Origin of the sequence: Kitasatospora aureofaciens, from assembly GCF_019192735.1 — a bacterium.
Lineage (GTDB): Bacteria > Actinomycetota > Actinomycetes > Streptomycetales > Streptomycetaceae > Kitasatospora > Kitasatospora aureofaciens_A.
In genome coordinates, this window is the sequence record NZ_JAHTKP010000004.1 from 72117 (window position 1) to 92617 (window position 20501).

The window sequence follows — 20501 nt, forward strand, 5'->3', positions numbered from 1 at the left end:
GGCACGGGCGCCGGGCCCAGGCGGCGGGCAGCCCGTGGTGCCCGCCGACCATCACTCTGGGCCGCCGCCCGTCCCACCCGCCAGCCCCGCCCGCAGATCCGGGACGCTGGAACGGTTCCACCCCCTCTGACCTGAGGGTTTCCGCGCGCCTGGAACGGCCCGCCGGGATGCTCCGAGGGTCGGCGAGCACGTATCCGGCCGCCCTGTTCGCCCGTCCCGCGGCATGTGACCACTGTTCAGCATGATCCAGCGAGGAACCCTGGGCGTTCTCGCCCGGGAGGAATTGCTTCCTGAGTCCGGTGGCGCGGATCGCCGCCGCGCTGCGCCACCGGTCGGTCGTGCTGCGTACCCTCCGCCCGGACGAGTCGGGCCCCGAGCAGCGGCTCGCCAACCGGTTGCGGTCCGGCTTCCGCACGCTGATGGCGTCACGCGGTGCAGACCTCGCGTACGGGCGGACCCTGCCCAGGGTGCTGCGCGAGGCCGGTCTGGACGACGTGCAGGCCGACGCGTACTTCCCGATCACCTCACCGGCGTGCGCCGTGCTGGAGGACGCGACGGTGCGGCAGATCCGCCACCATCTGGTGGGGCAAGGTCTTGCCACGGACGAGGAGATCGACCGTCACCTGGCGAACGTCGCCGCCGGGCGACTCGACCTGGCCACCGCCCCGATGATCTCCGCCTGGGGACGCCGCCGGTAACCCGGGGACGGGCACGGTGGGCTCACCCGGCCGCGTCAGAACGACTGCCGCAGCCAGGAGTCGAGGGCCGCATAGTCGCCGTCGGTCAGACCGAGGCGGGGATCGACATGATGGAGCAGGGCGTGTCCGCGATGGTGGACGGCGACCCAGGCCCGATCGGTGTCGGTGACCTCGTCGTCGACCCAGACGAACGGGCGCCCCGCCGCCCAGGCGACGAGGGCACGGGTCTTCCAGTGCAGTCCGTCACGCTCGTCCCGGTCGTCGGTGTCGGACGGCTCCGGCCAGACCACCACGGCCAGCTGCGGCAGGCCGATCAGGGGAGCGATGCACTCGTTCGCGTCGTCCATCCATGTCGTGGCCCAGACCACCTCGCACGGGAGCGCGGTCAGTCGGGGCCCGTGCGCGGGATCGATCCTGGTCAGGAGCGGATTCGCGTCGGCGCCGAGCAGGTCAGGACCTGCCTCATAGGTCGGATACTGCTGCGGCGCGGCACCGAAGGGGATGAGTGGTCCGTCGACATCGAGAAACAGCAGTGGACGCTGTGCAGAGTCGGTCACGACAGAACGATAGTGCCGGCGCAACGGGAGGAGTGAGCTCGGTCGCCCACAGGCGCCCGGCCACGCAGTGGCGTGTCGTCGCCGGCGGCATGAGCGCCCCTGAGGCGCGTCAGCCGGCGGCGCGGAGGCGGGCGGCGGGGTCGAGCAGGACGAGGTCGGCGCGTTTGCCGGGGGTGAGCGAGCCGATTCGGTCGTCCAGGCCGATCGCGTCGGCGCCGCCGAGGGTGGCCATCCGCAGGACGTCGTGCATCTGCGGGTGGACCTCGGCGTTGCGGGCGAGGGCGCGATGGAGGCCGACGGCGGTCCTCATGTGTGGGGAAGAAGTCCGAGCTGTCGTTGGTGCCGCCGTCCTGGCCGAGCCCGGTTCTGACGCCGTGCCGGGCGAGTTCGGGCAGGCGCATCACGCCGGAGCCGAGCCGCATGTTGCTGAGCGGGCAGTGCGCGAGCCGGACGTCGCGGGCCGCCACGGTGGCGATCTCGTCGTCGGTCAGGTGGACGGCGTGGTTCATCAGCAGAGGGGGGCCGAGAGCGCCGATCTCGTCGAGAACGGCGATCGGCTCGTCGGAGCCCGGCGGCTCAGGCCGGCGCGTTCTCCATCCAGCGGTCGGGGCCCGGGTCGCCGCCCTCGGCGCGGACGACGAGGCGGTCGAGGTAGTGGGTCCAGCCCTCGCGGTGGGGGGCGCGGGCCTCGGGCGGGAGGCCGCGGTGGACGAGGCGGAGGAAGGTGCCCTCGCCGTCGGGTTCGAGGGTGATCTCGACGGTGCTGGAGCCGGGTGGGACGGTCGGTATGCCGACCTCCCAGCCCCAGGTGAAGACCACCCGCTTCGGCGGGTCGATCTCGACGAAACGGCCGGAGGCATGGTTGTCGCCGGTGACGTTGGTCCGGTAGGCGCCGCCCGGGGTGAAGGCGAAGTCGCCGTCCTTGCCCATCCAGGACAGCCAGCGGTCGCGGTCGGTGAAGAAGCTGAAGATCGTCTCGGGGCGGGCGGCGATCCGCCGTTCCAGCGTCACGAGCTCGGTGGTCATCGGGTCGGGCCCTTCTGCTCGGCGGCCCGCTCCGCCTCCTCGGCGAGCTCGGCCAGGGTGTCGAGGCGGGTGGACCACATGGCCTGCAGGTACTCGGCCAGTGGTCCCATGCCCTCGCGGTCGGCTCGGTAGTACCGTCTGCGGCCGTCCTGGCGCAGCGTAACGAGACCCGCGTCGCGCAGCACCTTGAGATGCTGCGACACGGCACCGAAGGTCACGTCGAAGCGCTCGGCGATGTCGCCCGCGCACAGCTCGGTGTCCCACACCAGCCGCAGAATCTCCCGCCGACGGGGCTCGGCGACCGCTTGAACCGGATCCATGCCGACATTTTAGGCGCTGCTTGAACTTGCGATCCTCCGAGGCAACGTTTTAGTCTCGACTTAAGTAATCACCCTCCAGCAGAGGAACCCGCCATGCAGACCGCACTGACCGAGCTCGCCGAGCTCTTCGCCACGACCACCGCCCGGATCACCCCCGAGCAGCTGGACCGTCCGACCCCCTGCACCGACTTCACCGTGCGGCAGCTGCTCGCCCACCTGGGCGGCGTGCTGCCCGACTCGGAGCGGGCCGCCCACAAGCTTCCGCGGCCCGCCGCCCCGGCTGCGGCGCTGACCGAGCCCGTCGCAGTCGGCGAATCGGCCCGGCGCGCGGCCGCCGCCTGGCAGGTCCCGTCCGCACTGGACGGCGACACCCTCTTCGGCCCGGGCGAGATGCCGGCCGGCTTCGCCGCCGCCGTGACCCTTCAGGAGCTGGCCCTGCACGGCTGGGACCTTGCCCGCGCCGCCGGCGTCGACTACGTGCCCGGCGAGGTCGCCGCCGAGACCGTCCTCGCCGTGGTGGAGCAACTGGCCGAGCGGGCCCGGGCCAACGGCAGCTACGGCCCCGCGCTCCCCGCACCGGCCGACAGCGCCGCGTTCGAGCGCGCGCTCGCAGCGAGCGGCCGCAACCCGGGCTGGGCAGCCTGAGCGGCGAAGGCGCAGCGCGAGGAGTCGGAATAGGCATCGGCGAAACGGCCGAGCGGCCGGCCGCCGGGCCGCCGATGGCCCGCAGCTCCCTCAGCAAGGACCTGCCCGACCTCGAACTCCGGCTCACCGGAGCCGACCGAACCACACGCACGGAGTACCACATGTCCGAGATCACTTTCCGCTTCGACATCGACGCCGACCGCGCCAAGGTCTTCGATGCCCTCAACACCCATGACGGGCTGACGGGTTGGTGGACCACCGGGGTCGACCGCACGAGCGAGAGCCTCTTCTTCGACTTCCCCGGGATCCCGCAGCCCTTCGAGCTCCGCCGCGACGCCGCGTCCGAGGACCTGGTCACCTGGACCTCCGTCGGCGCCTTCCCGCCCCACTGGAAGGACACCGTCATCACGTGGCGCATGACCGGCCTCGGGGATTCCGGCGGCACCCAGGTGCTCTTCCGGCACGCGGGTTTCCCGGACTCCGACCCGGACATGCCCGGATCCGCCTACACCTGGGGCCAGTTGATGGTCCGGCTCAAGGACTTCGCCGAGACGGGAAGGCCCCAGCCGTTCTTCACCCTCTGAGGAGGCTTCCGGGGCCGTCGTCCCGGGCCGTCGGCGTGATCGGGTCGAGGTGGTGGTGAGCGCTGCGATGGCGCTCGCCGCCCGGACCCGCGGGCGCGGTCTGCAAATGGGCGCTCGGACGTGTACGTAACACGGCGTGCGAACTGATCTGCGGTGAGAATGGGCAGCGGGGCCGGGAGAACGGAGTCGCTGGTGAAGGGGTTATTGGTCGGCCTTGCCGTGCTACTCGCCGTCCTCGCCCCGGTGGCGAGCCCCTCGCCGACGGACACAGCGTCGCCGTCGCCGTCGCCGCCGTCGTCGTCGCCGTCGCAGTCGTCTTCGGGGTCCACCCCGCAGGGACAGGCGGTCACCCTGAGCCCGGTCCACGGGCCGCCGCTCGGGACCGTTCAGGTGACGGTGTCCGGGTTCGACTGCCCGGTCATCTACGGCTCGACCGAGACCACGAGCACCGTCCAGGTGTTCTGGGACGACCAGGCCACGAACGCCACGCCCATTTCGGTCAGCGCCGGCAAGTCGTCCTCCGGCACGCTCAAGGTGCCTCCCGGTGCCGCTAACGGCCTGCACCACGTCACGGCCAGGTGTGCGGATTTCCAGACGATCATGAGCACCGCCGACTTCACCGTCGGGCCCGCCACCCTGATGGCGGATCCGCCGCAGGGGGCGCCGGGGTCCACCACGACCGTGTCGGGGACCAACTTCCTCTGTCCTGCGGGCGACACCGTCTCACTGACGTGGGACACGACCGCACTTCCCGTCTCGGGGAAGCCCGACAGCGACGGGAACTTCAGCACCCCCATCACCGTGCCCGCGAACGCCACTGGCGGCGACCACGACGTGCAGGCATCCTGCGCAATGGAATCGGGGATCAAGGCCGACGCGTACTACCAGGTCCCGACCCCCACCCCCACGCCCACGCCGACGCCTACGCCCACGCCTACGCCCACGCCCACGCCGACGCCTACGCCCACGCCTACGCCCACGCCTACGCCCACGCCTACGCCCACGCCCACGCCCACGCCCACGCCCACGCCCACACCTACGCCCACCCCCACACCCGGACCGACCACCCAAAGGCCGAAACCCGTCAACACGTCCACCGCGACGCCGGGCGGCGGTGTGTCCCTGTCCGGCCCGACGGACGCCTGCCCCAAGGGCAGCGGGCCGCCGAAGGTCGTGCTCTCCTGGGACAACGGGCCGAGGTCGCACCCGATCCAGTCCGACAAATCGGGAAGGTTCCAGGCGCACGCCACCATCCCGCCGGACGCGCCCATGGGCCCCCATACGATCACCGTGGAGTGTGCGGACACGCACACGGTGACCCAGACCGTCCCGGTCGTCGTCGCCCAGTCGCTCCCGCCGAACCCGCCGAAACCGAACAACCTGCCCTGGATCCTTCCCGGCGCCCTCGCCGCCGCTGCCGTTGCGGCGTTCGCGCTGCGCCGCTTCCGCCGGCGGCCCGGCCCACCGGCCCACGTGACAGCCGAGGTGAGTGGGCAGGGGATCGCCGAGGTGGGGCTGACCGAGCGGGACGGGGGCGCCGGGTCCGGGCGCAGCGTCCGGTTGGAGCCGCACCCGGACCCGGGGCGGCAGAGCATCGAGGAGTTGCACGATGACGATCGTCGCGACGGATGACCCGTACGCGCTGGGAACGTTCATGGGGGCCGTGGAGCCGCTCGCCGACTCCCTCCACCGGCAGGGGGTGGTCAAGGCCCTGTCAGGTCTGGCCAAGCCCCTGTCCCAGGCCGCCGAGCACGAGGTCGCGAGTGTCGTCCACGGCTTTCTGGGGCTGGACATGATCGACCTGCTGGCCGGCGGCTGGCGTACCCACGCGGCGCTCGTCGAGGCCGCGAAAAGCACCTGCGCGGCCCCGGGGAGCGAGGAGGTCGTCGCGTTGCTGGACCACCGGATCCGGTCGGTCCACCACCCCACCGTGAAGGTGCTGGTCGACGGGGTGTCGGTCGGCACCCTCGCGCTGGACATCGAGGTCGTCTTCGACCTCCAAGGGATCGTCGCCGTCGTGCGCGGGGGCAGGCTGGTGGCCGTGCGGGCGGGCCTCTGCACGGCCAAGGCCACCCTGGCCGTCGAACAGATCACGGTGGCCAGTCGTCAGGGACGGTTCGACCTCCCCGGCGGCGTACGGTTCCGCAGAGGCGTCGTGCTACGGCACTGCGAGAACCCGCCCACCTGACCGGCCGTGAACGGGGTGACCCGGTCGGCGGCTTCCCGAGCGGTTGTACCCATCCTTGACCATCCATTTGACCTGCGGTTACCCGGGCCCGCGTAGGATTCCCGCTCGTCGGCGGCCGCGGTACGTGTCCGGGCCGTAGGGGGGACGGGCAGCTCGGCTTGGGCCGGCGCCCGGGCCGACGCGGACCCGGGGCGCTCCACCGCCCTGAGGCGATCCGCTCCCCTGCCCCCAACCTCGTGCAAGGGACCGGTCCGTCTTGACCATCCGCAACGTCCTTCCCCGTTCCCGTGCGGCCGCGGCCGCGGCCGTCGCCGGCGCCGCGCTCGCGCTGGTCGCCGCCCTGCCGGCCACTCCCGCGTCCGCCATCGGCGGCAGCTTCGGCAACCCCACGTCCAGCACCCTGGTCAACGTCAACTCCGGCAAGTGCCTGGAGATCGCCGACTGGCGCACCGACAACGGTGCCCCGGCCCGTCAGTGGGACTGCACCGGCGGCGCGAACCAGCTCTGGGACTACGTGCCCGACAACGGCGGCTTCGAGCTGGTGAACCGTTTCTCCGGCAAGTGCCTGGAGATCGCCGACTGGAGTCACGAGTACGGCGCTCCGGCCCGCCAGTGGGACTGCACCTGGGGCGGGAACCAGCACTGGAACTACGCCGGCACGCTCGGCGACCGGGGCGAGCTCGGCATCGCCAACTTCAACTCGGCGATGATGCTGGAGATCGCCGACTGGCGCACCGACAACGGCGCCCCGGCCCGCCAGTGGCCGGGCTCCTATGCCGGCGTCGCCCAGGCCAACCAGGCCTGGATCACGGCCATCAAGCGCTACTGATCCCGCCTCGGGCGGCCGCCCCATGCGGCCGCCCGGGACCGCGATACGGCCGGAGCGCCGCTCCGGACAACCGCCCGCCACGGGGAGGTCGTCCGGCCGGGGCTCCGGCCGTCACGTTGTGTGCCGATTGATGCGAGCCCGGACTACCCGCGGGCCAGGCGGGCCAGGCGGGCCAGGGCCAGGGTGGCCCCCTACGCGTGGTGCGGGTCGCCGGTGGGGTGGGGGCCGGGTTGGCCGGGGACGAGGCCTTCGGGGGACAGGGTGGTGGAGGCGAGTTCGAGTGCGGCGGCGGTCCAGGCGGCGCCGAAGGCCCAGGTCGCGAGCCACTCGCAGAGGTAGACCGGCCGGATCTGCCAGTCCATGCCCACGCCGGTGACGCCGGCGGCGACGGCGACCGGGAGGAGGGCGAGGATGAGCACGCCGGCCGCCAGGTAGCCGCGGCTGAGCCAGGGCTGCTGCGCGTAGTGCGGGTCACGGAAGGAGTAGACGCAGAACATCGCCAGCACGAACATGAGCAGTCCGGCGAAGATGAGGTGCAGCACGCCGATCGTGGCCGCGAACGTCGTCGCGTTCGGGGGCGTGGTCGGGAACAGGGCGACTCCGAGCGCGAACGCGCCGGCGGCTGTGCTCCAGCGGTCGTCGCGGCGGTCGAAGCGGTAGCAGACGAGGAACACTCCGAGTGCGCACATGCTGCCGACGAAGATGTTCCGCGTGCTGGTGTAGTACGAGCCGCTCATCGAGGCGGGCCAGAACCCGGCCGTGCTCAGGCCTCTGAGTTCGGCGAACAGCCAGTTTCCCAGGGGGAGCGCCACCGGCAGCAGGATGCCGATCGCGCCGACGCCGAGGCGCAGGCGCATGACGGTCCGTTCGTCCTGGGCGAGCGAGTCGCGTTGTGGGGTTCTCTCCGAATCCGAACCCGAATCCGGAACCGAGTCGTCGGCCATGGACGCCTCCTTGCCTTTCCCGCGGGCGTCATGCCCTGCGGACCGTTCTGCCGCGTGAGAAGCGGCCGTCAACTGGTGTACCCACGGCGGCCCATGGCGTCACACCATCGGGCACCACCGGATCGGGCGGTTTCGGCGGGTGCGGCCCTGATGGCACGGAATGGCGTGGACAGGTTTCGGACAAGGTGCCGGGAGGCCTGGCTTCATGTAATCCCCACCGGACATCCACACCGCCACCCCCGTAGGGTGGGCTCCCGTTCCGCCGTCGGAGACCTCGACAAGCGGAAACGTTTCCCCGTGCACTCGCCGAACTGGACTGGAGTGGTATGACCATGAATGCCCGTCAACTGTGGAAGCGCATAACAGCAGGGATCGTCCGCAGGGGAGTCGGCGCCACCACGGCCGCCCTCGCGCTGATCGCGACCTTCGTCCTCGGCGGCACCGTCAGCGGCATGTCGGCCGCGGAGGCGAAGCCCGCGTGGGGCTGGGGCGGCGGGGGCAAGTGGGCGTGCTCCGGGGCGCCCGTCCAGGCCGGGTACGTGATCACCGGGTACGACCGCAGCGGCTGCAACGGCGCCGGCTCCTGGTACCAGCAGCCGGCGAAGGACGGGATGTGGACCTGCTCCGGGTCTCCGGTCGTCGCCGGGTACGTCATCACGTCGTACGACCGCAACGGCTGCAGCGGCATCGGCGGGTGGCGGCACAGCCTCGCCCGCGACGGCATCATGACCTGCTCGGGCTCCCCGGTGGCGCCCGGCTACGTCATCACCGACCACCTGCAGTCCGGCTGCAACGGCATCGGCTCGTGGCGCCACAACGTCGCGCGTGACGGGATCTGGACCTGCTCGGGCTCACCCGTGGTGCCGGGGTACGTGATCACCGACTACCTGCAGTCCGGTTGCGGCGGGATCGGCGCGTGGCGCCACAACACCGCCCGTGCCGGCCTGTGGACGTGCCCGGGTTCGCCCGTCCCGCGCGGCTTCCGCTCCACCTCCTACCAGGTGGGCGGCTGCCACGGCCTCGGCGCCTGGGTCCTCGCCCGCGCCTGATCACCCTCGTGTCCGGAGGCACCGCGTCGCTCGCGCGGTGCCTCCGTGCCGTTGCCCGACGTCACTCAACCCGTCTCTAGATGGCTTTGAAGTCGCTCGGCCACCATGCGTGGGGTGACGGCCGGACGGAGACCAACCGGACGGCCGGGAGGCGTCGTCGGAGGGAGCGAGCGGAATGTGTGGTATCGCCGGATGGGTCGACTTCGGGCAGGACGCCCTCACCGTGCAGACGGTGGTGCGGGCGATGACGGACAGCCTGGCCTGCCGGGGGCCGGACGGTGACGGGGTGTGGTTCGCGCCGCACGCGGGCTTCGGGCACACCCGGAACGCGGTCATCGACATCCCGGGCGGCGGGCAGCCGATGGCGGTCGAGGAGAACGGCCGCGCGGTCGTGGCGGTGACCTACAACGGCGAGATCTACAACTTCCGGGAGCTGCGCGCGGAGTTGGAGTCCCGGGGGCACCGGTTCCGGACCCGGTGCGACACCGAGGTGGTGATCCGCGGCTACCTGGAGTGGGGCGCGGACTGCGGCCGGCACTTCAACGGGATGTTCGCCTTCGGCATCTGGGACAGCGGCCGGGAGGAACTGCTGCTGATCCGCGACCAGATGGGCATCAAGCCGCTGCTGTACAAGCTGCTGCCGGACGGGATCGTCTTCGGCTCCGAGGCCAAGGCGCTGCTCGCCCACCCCGCGGTGGACGCCACGGTGGACGCCCAGGGCCTGGCCGAACTGCTGGCGCAGACCAAGTCCCCGGGCGTCTCGATCTACGCGGGGGTGCAGGAGGTCCTGCCCGGGAGCGTCCTGCGCTTCAGCCGCAAGGGTCTGGCCCAGAGCCGCTACTGGGCCCTGGAGGCCCGCCCGCACACCGAGGACCTGCCGACCACGGTCGCCCGGGTCCGGGAGCGGCTGGAGGAGGTGGTGGCCCGGCAGCTGGTCGCCGACGTGCCGCGCGGCATGCTGCTCTCGGGCGGCCTGGACTCCAGTGTGCTGACCGCGCTGGCCGCCAAGTGGGTCGCGGCGAACGGTGAACCGCCGCTGCAGAGCTTCTCCCTGCTGCTGACCAGCGCGGAGGGCTTCCGGGCCGACGAGATGCGCGGCACCTCGGACGCGCCGTTCGCACACGCGATGGCCGAGCACGCGGGGACCGTGCACCGGCAGATCACGCTGAGCACCAAGGAGCTCGCCGACCCGGACGTCCGGAGGGCGTGCATCGTGGCGCAGGACATGCCGTCGATGTTCGGCGACATGGACGCCTCGGCGTTCCTGCTCGCCAAGGCGGTGCGCGAGCGGGCCACGATGGTGCTGTCCGGTGAGACCGCGGACGAGGTGTTCGGCGGCTTCCCGTGGGTCCACAACGAGGACGTCGTGTACAGCGACACCTTCCCGTGGATGGGCATCATGCACGTCTACGACCCCGCGCACCCCGGCCTGGGGCTCGGCCTGCTCGACAAGGGCCTGCTGCGGAAGCTGGACCTGCGCGGCTACGTGGCCCAGCGCTACCGGGAGGCGTTGAGCGAGGTGCCGGTGCTGGAGGGCGAGACCAGGCACGAGCGGCGGATGCGGGAGGTGATCCACCTGCACCTGACCCGGTGGCTGGGGGTGCTGCTCGACCGCAGCGACCGGCTCGGCATGGGGCCCGCGCTGGAGATGCGCGTCCCGTACTGCGACCACGAGTTCGTCCAGTACGTCTTCAACACCCCGTGGTCGATGAAGAGCCACGACGGCCGGGAGAAGAGCCTCCTGCGGGCCGCCGCCAAGGACCTGGTGCCGCAGAAGGTCCTGGACCGGCAGAAGAGCCCGTACCCGGTCACCCAGGACGGCGCCTATCTCGGCGAGCTCTGCCGCCAGTTGCGCGACGTGCTGGCCGATCCGGCCGCGCCGGTACTGCCGCTGATCGACGTTCCGGCCGCGCTGGCGATTGCCGAGAACCCGGCGCGGGTGTCGGAGCAGCCGGGCGTGTGGGCCTGGATCTGCCGGCTGGACGTCGAGATGGTGCTCAGCCTCAACATGTGGCTGGACGAGTACAGCGTGACGCTCGACATCTGACGGACCGGACCCGGAGGTGCCCTGTGCCCACCCGTACTCCCCCTCGCACTCCCACCCGCACTCCCACCCGCATTCCAGAAGTACCGCGCACCGCCGACGAGTTCGTCCGGGCCGTCGAGCGGGACGGCATCGAGTTCGTGCTCGCGATGTTCGTCAACGTGGACGGCAGGCCGTGCTGCAAGCTCGTCCCGGCCGCCGCGGTGCCCCAACTGCTCGCCGACGGTGTCGGGTTCGCCGGCCACGCGGTCGGATCGATGGGCCAGTCACCGGCCGATCCGGACCTGGTCGCCGTCCCGGACGTCACCAGTTACAGCGTGCTGCCCTGGCGCAGCGGCCTGGCGGTCGTCCAGTGCGACCCGCACGTCAACGGTGCGCCCTGGCCGTACGCGCCCCGGGTGATCCTGCGCCGGGCGCTCGCGGCGCTCGCCGAGCGGGACCTGGTCCTCAAGGTCGGCGCCGAACCGGAGTACTTCCTGCTCCGGCGGACGACGGAGGGCGGCATCACGGTCGCCGACCCGGAGGACACCGGCGCCCGGCCGTGCTACGACGCCCGTGGCCTGGGCCGCTCGCTGGACCACGTGGCCGAGGTGAGCCGGGCGCTGGGCCGGCTCGGCTGGGGCAACTACTCCAATGACCACGAGGACGCCAACGGCCAGTTCGAGCACAACTTCGCCTATGCGGACGCGCTGGTCACCGCGGACCGGGTGGTGGTCTTCCGCTACCTGGTGCAGATGCTGGCCCAGGACGCAGGACTGATCGCCACCTTCATGCCCAAGCCCTTCGGCCACCTGACCGGCAGCGGCCTGCACCTGCACCTGAGCCTGTGGGACACCGCGGGCGGCGAACTGTTCCGGGACGAGCAGGACGCCCGTGGCCTGGGCATCTCGGCGCTCGGCTACGCGTTCATCGGCGGCATCCTGGAGCACGCGCCGGGGGTGGTCGGCCTCACCTGCCCGACCGTCAACTCGTACAAGCGGCTCGGGGCCCGGGACGCCACCGCGTCCGGCTCCAGCTGGGCGCCGACCTACGCCACCTACGGAGGGAACAACCGCACCCAGCTGCTGCGGGTGCCGGCGCCCGGCCGGGTCGAGGCGCGCTGCGTCGACTCCTCGGCCAACCCCTACCTGGCGATGGCCGCCCTGCTGGCGGCCGGGCTGGACGGGGTCGAGCGGTCGGTGGATCCCGGGCCGCCCAACGAGGCAGACCTGGAGGTGTCCGCGGCGCCGCAGAGCGGTGCGCCGCTCCCGGGCACGCTCGCCGAGGCGGCGGAGGCCGTCCGGCGTGACGCCGTGCTGCGAGCCGCCTTCGGCAAGGCGGACCAGGGTGAATTCGTCGACTTCTACGCCAAGTTGAAGCACGCCGAGTTCGCGGAGTACCACCGGGCCGTCAGCGCCTGGGAGATCGATCGCTATCTCACGACTGTCTGACAAAGAGTCAAGTAAGAGTCGCGCCCGGTCGCCGTGGGATGCCACGGGGGCCGGGCGCGCTCGGCTAGTCTCGGCACTGCTCGTCCCCATGTGCGGTACTCGGTAAGGGAGTTCACCACGATGAGTACGGATCTCCAGCTCGACGACCAAGGGCAGGTCACCGCTGCCACCTCCTTCCTGATGGTTCACCACGCTCTTCGACGGGACGCGGAGCGCTTCCCGCGGGCGCTGGCCGCGCTCGACCCGCAGGACGCCGAGCAGGCGGGCCTGTTGCGGGACCGCTGGCGGCTGTTCGAGTGGGTGCTGGCCGACCACAGCGAGAACGAGGACACCAGCCTCTTCCCGCTGGCTCTCTCGCAGGCCCCGGAGCTGGCCGAGCCGCTGCGCGGGATCGAGCACGAGCATGAGGAGCTCGACGCGCAGCTGAAGGAGATCACCCGGATGACGGCGGACCTGACCACTGCGGAGGCCGTCGTCGCCGCGCGGGCCGCCACCGACCGGCTGTCCGAGCTGCTGGGACGGCACCTGGACCGCGAGGAGAAGCACCTCGTGCCGGTCCTGGTGGACCGGATCCGTCCGGAGGAGCTGGCCGGCGGCCAGGGCAAGGGTGGCCCGGGCAAGGGCGGCCAAGGTAAGGGTGGCCCGGGCCGGCAGGGCGCCGACGAGCCGCCGAGGTGGCTGGTCTCGACCTGGACGGAGGAGGGCGCGGACCCGGCCGTGGTGGACGCGCTGATCGCGGCGCTCCCGCCGGCCTTCGCGGCACAGATGGCCGAAGCCCTGCCCGGCTGGCGCGCGCAGTACCGGGAGCTGACGGCCAGGGTGTGGGCGCAGATCTGACCGGAGCGCCCTCGCCGGAGCGCCCGCGCCGAAGCGCCGTCGGACCCGCAGTCCGGCGGCGCTTCGGCGAGCGTAGAAGCGAACGTGTACGTCAGTAGGACAGCGACTGCTCCACGCAGTCCATCACCCGCTCCAGGTCGGGCAGGTAGACGTCCTCCAGACGGGACGGCGGGTAGGGGGTGTCGTAGCCGGTCACCCGCAGGGCGGGCGCCTGGAGGGAGTAGAAGCACTCCTCGGTGATGCGGCTGCCGATCTCGGCGGCCATCCCCAGGTAGCCGGGCGCCTCGTGGACCGTGATCAGCCGTCCGGTCCGGGCGACCGAGTCCCGGACGGTCGCGGTGTCCAGCGGGGAGAGGGAGCGCAGGTCGATCACCTCCAGCCGGCGGCCCTCCTCCGCGGCGGCGTCGGCGGCGTCCAGGCAGACCCGGACGGTCGGCCCGTAGCCCACCAGGGTGAGGTCGGTACCGGGCCGGACCACCTCGGCCGCGTGCAGCGGCAGCGGGGCGCCGGCCCCGGGGTCGACCTCGCCCTTGTCCCAGTAGCGCCGCTTCGGCTCGAAGAAGATCACCGGGTCGTCGCAGGCCACCGCCTGCTGGATCATCCAGTACGCGTCGGAGGGGCGGGCGCAGCAGACCACCCGCAGGCCCGCGGTGTGGGCGAAGTACGCCTCGGGCGACTCGCTGTGGTGCTCCACCGCGCCGATCCCGCCGCCGAACGGGATCCGCACCACGACCGGCATCGCCACCCGGCCGGCGGTCCGGGCCCTGATCTTGGCGAGCTGGGCCACGATCTGGTCGTACGCCGGGTAGACGAAGCCGTCGAACTGGATCTCGCAGACCGGCCGGTAGCCGCGGAACGCCAGGCCGATCGCGGTGCCGACGATCCCCGACTCGGCGAGCGGGGTGTCGATCACGCGGTCGCCGCCGAAGTCCTTGTGCAGTCCGTCGGTGATCCGGAAGACGCCGCCGAGGCGTCCGACGTCCTCGCCGAGCAGGACCACCTTGCGGTCGGACTCCAGCGCCTTGCGCAGGCCGGAGTTGAGCGCCTTGGCGAGGGTCAGCTCCATGATCCGGGCCCTTCCGGTCGGTCCGTGAACCGGTCCGTGAACCGGTCCGTGAACCGGTCCGTGGACCGGTCCGTGAACTGGTCCAGGAAAGCGGTGAGTTGCGCGCGCTCGGTGTCGATCAGCGGGTGCGGTCCGGCGTAGACGTGGTCGAAGAGGGCCGTCGGGCGCGGGTCGGGCAACGAGCGGCACTCGGTGCGCAGTTGTACGGCCAGCCGCTCGGCCTCCGCCGCGACGTCGGCGAAGAACGCGTCGTCGGCGAGCGCCTCGCGTTCCAGGCAGGCCCTGAGCCGGGCGATCGGATCCCGCGCGGCCCACTCGGCGACCTCGTCGGGGGAGCGGTAGCGGGTGGCGTCGTCCGAGGTGGTGTGCGGGGCCATCCGGTAGGTGACGGCCTCGATCAGCACCGGGCCGGAGCCGGAACGGGCGTGCTCCAGCGCCGCGTCGGTCACCGCGAGCGTGGCCAGCACGTCGTTGCCGTCCACCCGGATGCCGGGGAAGCCGTAGCCGAAGGCGCGCCGGTAGAGCGGGACCCTGGTCTGCCGGGTGAGCGGCTCGGAGATCGCCCAGTGGTTGTTCTGGCAGTAGAAGACCACCGGGGCGTCGAAGACGGCCGCGTAGGTGAAGGCCTCGTGCACGTCGCCCTGGCTGGTGGCGCCGTCGCCGAAGCAGACCAGCACCGCGCCGTCGGCGCCGTCGAGCCGCAGGCCCATGCCGTACCCGACCCCGTGCAGGGCGTGGCCGCCCACCACCACCTGGTAGTTGGCCATGCCGGCCCGGTACGGGTCCCAACTGCCGTGCGCGGTACCGCGCCAGAAGCCGAGCAGGTCGATCGGCGGGACGCCGCGACACCAGGCGATGCCGTGCTCGCGGTAGCTGGAGAACACGAAGTCCTGCGGCCGGAGCGCCCGTCCGGCCCCGATCTGGGCTGCCTCCTGGCCCAACAGGGAGGCCCACAGGCCGAGTTCGCCCTGGCGCTGGAGCGTGGTGGCCTCCGCGTCGACCCGGCGGATCCGCACCAGGTCGCGGTAGAGCGCGCGGTACTCCTCGGGGCTGAGGTCGAGGGCGTAGTCGGGGTGGGTCACCCGGTGGCCGGACGGGTCGAGCAGCTGCACGGGGTCCGGATCGCGGGTGGGGAAGTGGGTGGTGAGCACAGTGGGCCCTTCTGACTCAGTCGCGCCCGGCGGCCGGGGCGGCGGCGCTCTCGGTGGCACGGTCGGCGGCGCTCAACACGACGGCGCGGTTGACGGCGCTCACCGCAGCGGCGAGCGAGGCGCGGACGATCCCGGCGTCGATGCCGACGCCCCACACCGTCCGTCCGCGAAGGGCGCACTCCACGTAGGCGACGGCCCGGGCGTCGCTGCCGGCCGCCAGTGCGTGCTCGCGGAAGTCGAGCACCTGGAGGTCGATGCCGATCCCGGCCAATGCGTCGCTGAAGGCGTCGATCGGCCCGTTGCCCACACCGCGCAGCCGGTGGATCGCCCCGTCGAGGCGGACCTTGGCGGTGAGTGTGTCCCGGCCGCCGTCCGTGGTGGTGGCGTTGTGCGAGAGCAGGACGAGCGGCGCCCGCCCGTCGCCCGGCTCGGACAGGTACTCGGCGCGGAAGAGCCGCCAGATCTCCTCCGGGGGGACCTCGCCGCCCTGCGCGTCGGTGCGGGCCTGGATGGTCCTGGCGAACTCGATCTGCAGCCGGCGCGGCAGGTCGAGCCCGTGCTCGGTCTTCAGCACGTAGGCGACTCCGCCCTTGCCGGACTGGGAGTTGACCCGGATCACCGCGTCGTAGCTGCGCCCCACATCCCTGGGGTCGATCGGCAGGTACGGCACGGCCCACGGGATCTCGTCCACCGGCCGGCCGAGCGCGTCGGCCTCGGCGGCCATCGCCTCGAAGCCCTTCTTGATCGCATCCTGGTGGGAGCCGGAGAAGGACGTGTACACCAGGTCGCCGGCGTACGGGTGGCGCGGGTGCACCTCCATCCGGGTGCAGTACTCGGCGGTGCGGCGGATCGCGTCGATGTCGGAGAAGTCGATCCCGGGGTCGATGCCCTGCGAGTACAGGTTCATGGCGAGGGTGACCAGGTCGACGTTGCCGGTGCGCTCGCCCTGGCCGAAGAGGCAGCCCTCGATGCGGTCGGCGCCGGCCATCAGCGCCAGCTCGGCGGCGGCCACGGCGGTGCCGCGGTCGTTGTGCGGATGGACGGAGAGGCAGATGTATTGGCGTCGCGTCAGGTACCGGGACATCCACTCGATCCGGTCCGCGTAGTCGCTCGGCGTCGAACGTTCCACCGTCGCCGGCAGGTTGAGGATCAGCTCGCGGCCCTCGCCCGGCTGCCAGACGTCCGCCACCGCCTCGCAGACCTCCAGCGCGAAGTCCGGCTCGGTGTCGGTGAAGATCTCCGGGCTGTACTCGTAACCGAGTTGGGTTCCGTTCGCGACCAGCTTCTCGGCGTGCGCGAGGACCCGGCGGGTGCCGTTCACCGCGATCGCCCGGCACTTGCGGCGGTCCACGCCGAAGACCACCCGCCGGAAGAGCGGTGCGGTGGCGTTGTAGAGGTGCACGGTGGCCCGTCGGGCGCCGGCCAGGGACTCGAAGGTCCGCTCGATCAGTTCGTCCCGGGCCTGGGTGAGCACCGAGATCACCACGTCGTCGGGGATTGCGTCCTGTTCGATGATCGACCGTACGAAGTCGTAGTCGGTCTGCCCCGAGGACGGGAAGCCGACCTCGATCTCCTGGTAGCCCATGCCGACCAGCAGGTCGAACATCTCGCGCTTGCGGGCCGGCGACATCGGGTCGATCAGCGCCTGGTTGCCGTCGCGCAGATCGGTCGAGAGCCAGCGCGGCGCCCGGGTGATCCGGCGCGAGGGCCAGCTCCGGTCGGGCAGGTCCACCGGGGCGGCCGGCCGGTAGCGGCCGAGGGCCAGCGAGCGCGCGTACCGTCCGTCGGGCGTGGCCTGGCCCGTCGCGGGGCGGAAGTCCATCGGCTCAGGCCCCCCAGGTGACCGCGACCGCGGTGGCCGCGAGTGCGGACAGGGCCAGCACGGTGCGGAGGTGGTGCCAGTCCCGCCAGAGCGGCCGGGGGTCCTGCCAGCCCTCCGGGACGGCCCCCGACTCGACCAGCTTGACCTGCCGGTTGATCGGCACGTTGCAGGCCCGGGAGACCACCGCGACGCCGGCCAGTGCCACACCGGACAGGACGAAGAGCACCCGGATCCAGGTGCGGTCGGCCGTCCCGCCGAGCACGAAGTCGGCCAGGCCTGCCGAGATGACGATGATCGGCATGGTGGGGTCGTAGTAGCGTCCCAGCAACTTGTGGATCTCCACATAGCGGTCGACGGACAGGGCCATGGCCGTGGGGATGACGCTGATCGCCACGGCGAAGAAGACCCCGGAGACGATGCCGCTGCCCAGCAGGGCCACCAGACTCAGCCCGTGGTTGACCGGCTCCTTCACGTTCCTGCCTCCTCGCGGCTCGTTCGTGGAACCTGGGGAGGGGCCGTTCTCACCCGCCCCGGCCCGCGCAGGCTCTTGCGCCCACACCATGGCAAGGCGCGCTCGGACGGTCCTGGAAGGCCTCTGAACGGCCGGGACCGCTTCAGACGTGCTCGATGCACCGTGGAGGGTCAGCGGTGAGCATCCCCGTACAGCTGCTGTTCCGAGGGGAGTTGAGTGGTGTGTTGAGGAGTGGCGGTCCGGCCCGACCACGGTTCGGCCGGATCATCGGGGTCGGCGACTACCGGCCGCGCCGGGAGGTCGACAATCGCGAGTTGTGCCGCACGATCGACTCGACCGAGGAGTGGATCGAGACGCGCTCCGGCATCCGGCGGCGCCGCTTCGCCGACGCGGAGGAGACGCTGCCGGTGATGGGCGCGGCGGCGGCCGCGAAGGCGATCGCCGCCGCCGGCGTGGATCCGCAGGACATCGGCCTGGTCATCGCGGCCAGTACGACCAACCTGGTCTCGCTGCCGCCGCTGGCGGTGGAGATCGCCACGCGGGCCGGTGCGGTCGGTGCGGCGGCCGTCGACCTCAACGCGGCGTGTGCCGGCTTCTGCTACGCGATCGAGACGGCGGCGACGATGATCAGGGTCGGCACGGCCGACCACGTCCTGGTGGTCGGTGCCGAGCGGTTGACCGATCTGGTCGATCCGACGGACCGTCAGATCGCTTTCCTGCTGGCCGACGGTGCCGGCGCGGTGGTGCTCGGCCCGTCCGCCCAGCCGGGCGTCGGCCCGGTGGTCTGGGGCGCCGACGGCCGTCAGCTGGACGCCGTGGTGATGACCGGTTCGTGGGGCGACCGCCGCCGCGACCGGGCCGCGCCGGTGCCGGTGATGCGCATGGACGGCCGGCGGGTCTTCCGCTGGGTGGTGGACGAGATGGTGGCCGTCGCCCGCGCGGCGGTGGCCGCGGCCGGGATCACCCTGGACGACCTGTCCGCCTTCATCCCGCACCAGGCCAACATGCGGATCACCGACGTGCTGGTCAGCGAGTTGGAGCTGCCCGACCACGTGGCGGTGGCCGACGACATCGCGACCGCCGGCAACACCAGTTCGGCCTCCATCCCGCTGGCCATGGAGCGACTGCTCACCACCGGCCGGGCCGAGTCCGGCGGCCTGGCCCTGCTGATCGGCTTCGGGGCCGGTCTCACCTTCGCCGCCCAGGTGGTGGAACTGCCGTGACGGAACCGGCCTTCACCGACTCCGGGCTGCCGGTCGAGCCGTGCTACGGCCCCGCCGACCTGCCCGCCGCGCACGACGCCGAACGACCGGGCCAAGCCCCGTTCACCCGCGGCATCCGGCCCGGGATGTACCGCGAACGGCCATGGGCGATCCGCCAGTTGGCCGGCTACAGCACAGCGGACCACACCAACCGGCGGCTGCGCATGCTGCTCGACTCCGGCGCCACGGCGATCAACACCGTCTTCGACTTCCCGACCAACCGCGGCTACGACAGCGACGAGGCGATCGCCCGAGCCGACGCCGGCCAGGGCGGGGTCGCGATCGACAGCGTCGAGGACATGCTCGCCCTGTACGACGGGATCCCGCTGGACCGGGTGAGCGTCTCGCTGGTGCTCTCGCACCCGGTGGCCGCCGGGGCGGTGTTCGCCCTCTACCTGGCCGCCGCCGAGCGGCGCGGCTACCGGTTCGGCGACCTGCGCGGCACGCTGCAGAACGACTTCATGATGGAGACCGTGGTGCTCACCGCGCCCAGCGTGCTGGAGCCCGGGTTCTCCTTCCAACTGTCCACCGACGTCGTGGAGTTCTGCCTCCAGCAGGTGCCGCGCTGGAACGCGATCAGCTACGCCGGCTACAACTACCGGGAGGCCGGCGCCGACGCGGTGCACGAGGTCGCCCTGGTCGTGGCGCACGCCGTGGCCACGGCAGAGGAGATGGTGCGCCGCGGCCACCCGGTGGACTCGTTCGCCGGCCGGCTCACCGCCTTCTTCAGCGCGGACAACGACTTCTTCGAGGAGATCGCCAAGTACCGCGCCGCCCGCCGGGTCTACGCCCGGATCTTCGGGGAACGCCTCAAGGCCGCCGAAGCCCGCAGCCTGATGCTCCGCTACCACGTGCAGACCGCCGGTTCGGCGCTGACCGCGCAGCAGCCGCTCAACAACATCGCCCGGGCCGCCTACCAGGGCCTGGCCGCGGTGCTGGGCGGCGCGCAGTCGCTGCACATCAGCGCCTACGACGAGGCGCTCTCCATCCCCTCGGAGCAGGCGGCGCTGACCGCGCTGCACACACAGCTGATCCTGCGCCACGAGACCGGCGTGGACCGGACCGCGGACCCGCTGGCCGGCAGCTACTACGTGGAGCACCTGACCGCCGAGATCGACCGCCGGGTGACCGGACTCCTGGAGCAGATCGACGCGATGGGAGGCCTGGTGGCGGCCGTCGACCAGGGCTGGGTGCACCAGCAGCTGCTCGGCCGGGCCTACGAGCGCCAGCTGGAGCTCGACGCCGGCAGCCGGACCCTGGTCGGCGTCAACCGATTCCAGGACGAGGACGAGCCGCTGCGGATCGAGCCGTTCCGGGTGCCGGCCACGATCGAGGCGCAGCGGCGCAGGCTGGCGCGGCTGCGGGCGGCCCGGGACCGCGACCGGGTGCGCTCGGCGCTGGAGGAGGTGCGCGCGGCGGCCGTCGCCGGCCGGAACACCATGCCCGGTCTGCTGGACGCGGCGCGGGCCGGGGCGACCCTCGGCGAGTGCTGCGAGGTCTTCCGCGACCTGTACGGCGGTTGGCGTCAGCCGCTGATCGGCTGACTCGAGAAGCTGACTCAAGAAGCTGACTCAAGA

At 72.0% G+C, this 20501-nt stretch carries 21 protein-coding genes and 2 pseudogenes; 12 read left to right on the forward strand and 11 right to left on the reverse strand.

Annotated features, from left to right (window positions below; all coding sequences use genetic code 11):
* Nucleotides 1-350: 350 nt before the first annotated feature.
* Nucleotides 351-698: pseudogene (locus KV557_RS05960) on the forward strand (SAM-dependent methyltransferase); the annotation flags it as partial.
* Nucleotides 699-733: 35 nt separating this feature from the next.
* Here the strand turns inward: KV557_RS05960 and KV557_RS05965 are convergent.
* The 5 genes and pseudogenes from KV557_RS05965 to KV557_RS05985 form a co-directional block, all read right to left on the reverse strand.
* On the reverse strand, nucleotides 734-1255 hold the full coding sequence (locus KV557_RS05965; RefSeq protein ID WP_218198670.1) for an HAD domain-containing protein: 522 nt from the start codon (nucleotides 1253-1255) through the stop codon (nucleotides 734-736).
* A gap of 109 nt (nucleotides 1256-1364) precedes the next feature.
* A complete protein-coding gene (locus KV557_RS05970; RefSeq protein WP_256177003.1) occupies nucleotides 1365-1565 on the reverse strand; it encodes an amidohydrolase family protein in 201 nt (66 codons plus the stop codon).
* Between the two features lie 76 nt (nucleotides 1566-1641).
* Nucleotides 1642-1764 (reverse strand): annotated as a pseudogene (locus KV557_RS42255) (amidohydrolase family protein); the annotation flags it as partial.
* A 67-nt stretch (nucleotides 1765-1831) separates the two neighbouring features.
* Nucleotides 1832-2281, reverse strand: coding sequence for an SRPBCC family protein (locus KV557_RS05980; protein WP_218198671.1), 450 nt, complete (start codon nucleotides 2279-2281; stop codon nucleotides 1832-1834).
* Nucleotides 2278-2601 (reverse strand): ArsR/SmtB family transcription factor, encoded by a 324-nt coding sequence (locus KV557_RS05985; protein WP_218198672.1) that lies wholly within the window; start codon nucleotides 2599-2601, stop codon nucleotides 2278-2280. Before KV557_RS05985 ends, KV557_RS05980 begins: the two co-directional genes overlap by 4 nt.
* A gap of 93 nt (nucleotides 2602-2694) precedes the next feature.
* Between KV557_RS05985 and KV557_RS05990 the strand changes: the two genes are divergently transcribed.
* Nucleotides 2695-3246 (forward strand): TIGR03086 family metal-binding protein, encoded by a 552-nt coding sequence (locus KV557_RS05990; RefSeq protein ID WP_218198673.1) that lies wholly within the window; start codon nucleotides 2695-2697, stop codon nucleotides 3244-3246.
* Nucleotides 3247-3407: 161 nt separating this feature from the next.
* Nucleotides 3408-3830 (forward strand): SRPBCC family protein, encoded by a 423-nt coding sequence (locus KV557_RS05995; RefSeq protein WP_218198674.1) that lies wholly within the window; start codon nucleotides 3408-3410, stop codon nucleotides 3828-3830.
* A gap of 422 nt (nucleotides 3831-4252) precedes the next feature.
* Here the strand turns inward: KV557_RS05995 and KV557_RS06000 are convergent, their stop codons facing one another.
* Complete coding sequence (locus KV557_RS06000) at nucleotides 4253-4699, reverse strand: hypothetical protein (protein WP_218198675.1); 447 nt, start codon at nucleotides 4697-4699, stop codon at nucleotides 4253-4255.
* Between the two features lie 247 nt (nucleotides 4700-4946).
* Here KV557_RS06000 and KV557_RS06005 point away from each other — a divergent pair, with 247 nt between their 5' ends.
* The 3 genes from KV557_RS06005 (at nucleotide 4947) to KV557_RS06015 (ending at nucleotide 6847) form a co-directional block, all read left to right on the forward strand.
* A complete protein-coding gene (locus KV557_RS06005; protein WP_218198676.1) occupies nucleotides 4947-5462 on the forward strand; it encodes a hypothetical protein in 516 nt (171 codons plus the stop codon).
* The gene (locus KV557_RS06010) at nucleotides 5440-6018 is read left to right on the forward strand and encodes a hypothetical protein (RefSeq protein WP_218198677.1); all 579 of its coding nucleotides are present in this window, start codon (nucleotides 5440-5442) and stop codon (nucleotides 6016-6018) included. The genes KV557_RS06005 and KV557_RS06010 overlap by 23 nt, the downstream gene beginning before the upstream one ends.
* A 256-nt stretch (nucleotides 6019-6274) precedes the next feature.
* Nucleotides 6275-6847, forward strand: coding sequence for an RICIN domain-containing protein (locus KV557_RS06015; protein WP_218198678.1), 573 nt, complete (start codon nucleotides 6275-6277; stop codon nucleotides 6845-6847).
* 191 nt (nucleotides 6848-7038) lie between these two features.
* Here KV557_RS06015 and KV557_RS06020 read toward each other — a convergent pair whose 3' ends face one another.
* Nucleotides 7039-7791 (reverse strand): hypothetical protein, encoded by a 753-nt coding sequence (locus KV557_RS06020; protein WP_218198679.1) that lies wholly within the window; start codon nucleotides 7789-7791, stop codon nucleotides 7039-7041.
* Nucleotides 7792-8117: 326 nt separating this feature from the next.
* On the opposite strand from KV557_RS06020, the gene KV557_RS06025 reads away from it, so the two are divergent.
* From KV557_RS06025 to KV557_RS06040, 4 genes are all read left to right on the forward strand, one after another.
* Nucleotides 8118-8840 carry a hypothetical protein gene (locus tag KV557_RS06025; RefSeq protein WP_218198680.1) on the forward strand — a complete coding sequence of 241 codons (723 nt, stop codon included), beginning with the start codon at nucleotides 8118-8120 and terminating at the stop codon, nucleotides 8838-8840.
* 175 nt (nucleotides 8841-9015) lie between these two features.
* Nucleotides 9016-10887, forward strand: coding sequence for an asparagine synthase (glutamine-hydrolyzing) (gene asnB / locus KV557_RS06030; protein WP_218198681.1), 1872 nt, complete (start codon nucleotides 9016-9018; stop codon nucleotides 10885-10887).
* A 23-nt stretch (nucleotides 10888-10910) separates the two neighbouring features.
* Nucleotides 10911-12314 (forward strand): type III glutamate--ammonia ligase, encoded by a 1404-nt coding sequence (gene glnT, locus KV557_RS06035; protein WP_308129780.1) that lies wholly within the window; start codon nucleotides 10911-10913, stop codon nucleotides 12312-12314.
* A gap of 120 nt (nucleotides 12315-12434) precedes the next feature.
* A complete protein-coding gene (locus tag KV557_RS06040) occupies nucleotides 12435-13151 on the forward strand; it encodes a hemerythrin domain-containing protein (RefSeq protein WP_218198682.1) in 717 nt (238 codons plus the stop codon).
* Nucleotides 13152-13242: 91 nt separating this feature from the next.
* Here KV557_RS06040 and KV557_RS06045 read toward each other — a convergent pair whose 3' ends face one another.
* The 4 genes from KV557_RS06045 to KV557_RS06060 are packed head-to-tail and all read right to left on the reverse strand — an operon-like array spanning nucleotide 13243 to nucleotide 17662.
* The gene (locus tag KV557_RS06045) at nucleotides 13243-14217 is read right to left on the reverse strand and encodes an alpha-ketoacid dehydrogenase subunit beta (RefSeq protein ID WP_218198683.1); all 975 of its coding nucleotides are present in this window, start codon (nucleotides 14215-14217) and stop codon (nucleotides 13243-13245) included.
* Entirely contained in the window at nucleotides 14208-15368 is a 1161-nt protein-coding gene (gene pdhA, locus KV557_RS06050) for a pyruvate dehydrogenase (acetyl-transferring) E1 component subunit alpha (protein ID WP_308129781.1), read from the reverse strand. Before pdhA ends, KV557_RS06045 begins: the two co-directional genes overlap by 10 nt.
* Before the next feature lie 16 nt (nucleotides 15369-15384).
* Nucleotides 15385-17190, reverse strand: coding sequence for a 2-isopropylmalate synthase (gene leuA, locus KV557_RS06055; protein WP_218198685.1), 1806 nt, complete (start codon nucleotides 17188-17190; stop codon nucleotides 15385-15387).
* Between the two features lie 4 nt (nucleotides 17191-17194).
* Nucleotides 17195-17662, reverse strand: coding sequence for a DUF1772 domain-containing protein (locus tag KV557_RS06060; protein WP_308129782.1), 468 nt, complete (start codon nucleotides 17660-17662; stop codon nucleotides 17195-17197).
* A gap of 221 nt (nucleotides 17663-17883) precedes the next feature.
* Here KV557_RS06060 and KV557_RS06065 point away from each other — a divergent pair, with 221 nt between their 5' ends.
* Both KV557_RS06065 and KV557_RS06070 read left to right on the forward strand, forming a co-directional pair.
* Nucleotides 17884-18885: a beta-ketoacyl-ACP synthase 3 gene (locus tag KV557_RS06065; protein ID WP_308129795.1), complete on the forward strand. Its 1002-nt coding sequence runs from the start codon at nucleotides 17884-17886 to the stop codon at nucleotides 18883-18885.
* Nucleotides 18882-20468, forward strand: coding sequence for an acyl-CoA mutase large subunit family protein (locus tag KV557_RS06070; protein WP_218198688.1), 1587 nt, complete (start codon nucleotides 18882-18884; stop codon nucleotides 20466-20468). Before KV557_RS06065 ends, KV557_RS06070 begins: the two co-directional genes overlap by 4 nt.
* The last annotated feature ends 33 nt before the right edge of the window (nucleotides 20469-20501 follow it).